The 1566-nt window shown below is 75.7% G+C and carries 1 protein-coding gene; it reads right to left on the bottom strand.

Annotation, left to right across the window (positions count from 1 at the left end; translation table 11 throughout):
* On the bottom strand, positions 1–1566 hold a 1566-nt coding region (locus tag J0670_RS37730; protein ID WP_207817283.1), incomplete at both ends, for an acyltransferase domain-containing protein.

Here is a 1566-nt window from a genome sequence, read left to right as displayed (position 1 = left end):
CAGGACGCTCCCGCGGGGCGTCCACTGCTGCTCGGCCGCACGGGGGTGGGGGGCGCGGGTCAGTCGCCGGGCCAGGATCCCGGACGGACGGACCGCCACCTGGTCCTCGCCGCAGCCGGCCAGGACGGCGACCAGCCGGCCCGCGGTCTGCTCGTCGACCGTGCCGGGCAGGTCGACCGACCCACCCCAGCGGTCCGGGTGTTCCAGCGCCACGACGCGGCCCAGGCCCCACACCTGCGTCTGCACCGGGCGGGCCGGGCCCGTGCCCGGTCCGTCGGCCACCGCGCCGGACGTGACCACCCACAGCGGTGCACCCACCTCGGCGTCGCCGAGCGCCTGCACCAGGGTCAGCGTCGCGGCGAAGCCTGCGGGAACCACCGGGTGCTCGGGCACGGGAGTCTCGTCCAGGGCCAGCAGTGACACCACACCGGCGAACCCGGACTCCGGCAGCACCGCACGGATCCGCTCCGCCGCCAGCTTCCGGTCGGCCGCGGCCGTGGCCTCCAGGACGACGAGCTCGGCACCGCGGGCGCTCAGCGCCGCCGTGCACTGCTCGGCGAAGGCGGCGTCGGCCCCTCCGGCGGGGAGCACGACCAGCCACTGCCCGGACAGCCGGGCGGGGGCGGGGTCGGCGACCGGCGCCCAGGTGACGCGGTAACGCCAGTTCTCCGTCACCGAGCGGTCCTGCTCCCGCCGGCGCCAGGACGCCAGGGCGGGCAGCACGGCGCCGAGTTGCCGCTGGTCCTCGATCGCGAGCGTGTCGGCGAGCCGGGCCAGGTCCCCGCCCTCGACGGCGGCCCAGAACCGGGCCTCCGCCTCGGTGCTCGCACCGTCGCCGCCCGTCGGAGGCGCCGTCACGGCGGCCTGCAGCCAGTAGTGCTGGTGCTGGAAGGCGTAGGTCGGCAGGTCCACCGGCTCGGCGGCCGGCAGGACGGTCTTCCAGTCGACCGGGAGGCCGCCGACGTAGGCCTGGGCGAGAGCGGTGACCAGACGGGCGGCGCCGCCGTTGTCACGCTCCAGCGAGCCCACGCTCAGGACGTCGAGTCCGGCGTCCTCGGCGGTCTCCGTGACGGCCGCGGTCAGCACCGGGTGGGTGGAGACCTCGACGAACGCCCCGTAGCCACCGCCCAGCAGGGTGCGGACGGCCTCCTCGAAACGGACCATCCGACGCAGGTTCGCGTACCAGTACCCCGCATCCGCCTCGGTGCCGGTGAGCCACTCGCCGGTCACCGTGGAGATCATCGGCACCCGGCCCGCCCGCGGGGCGATCCCGGCCAACTCCTCGGTGAGCACCGCCTCCAGGGGCTCGACGGCCGGGGAGTGCGCCACGAAGTCCGTCGCCGGGATCCGCCAGCGCAGCACCTTGCGCGAAGCCAGCTCACGCTCGAACTCCGACAGCGCCTCCGGCTCACCCGAAACCACCACCGCGGCAGGGCCGTTGACCGCCGCCACCGACAGCCGCTCGCCCCAGCCCTCGACGATCTCCCGCACCGCCGGCGAAGGCATCACCACCGACACCATCGAGCCCTGGATGGACAGGCTCGTCAGCGCCCGCGCCCGGACGGT

The sequence above is a fragment of the Streptomyces sp. FH025 genome, from assembly GCF_017427025.1.
Taxonomy (GTDB): Bacteria; Actinomycetota; Actinomycetes; order Streptomycetales; family Streptomycetaceae; genus Kitasatospora.
Note: the sequence above shows the minus strand (reverse complement) of the source record. Positions and strands in the feature narration are given on the sequence as shown.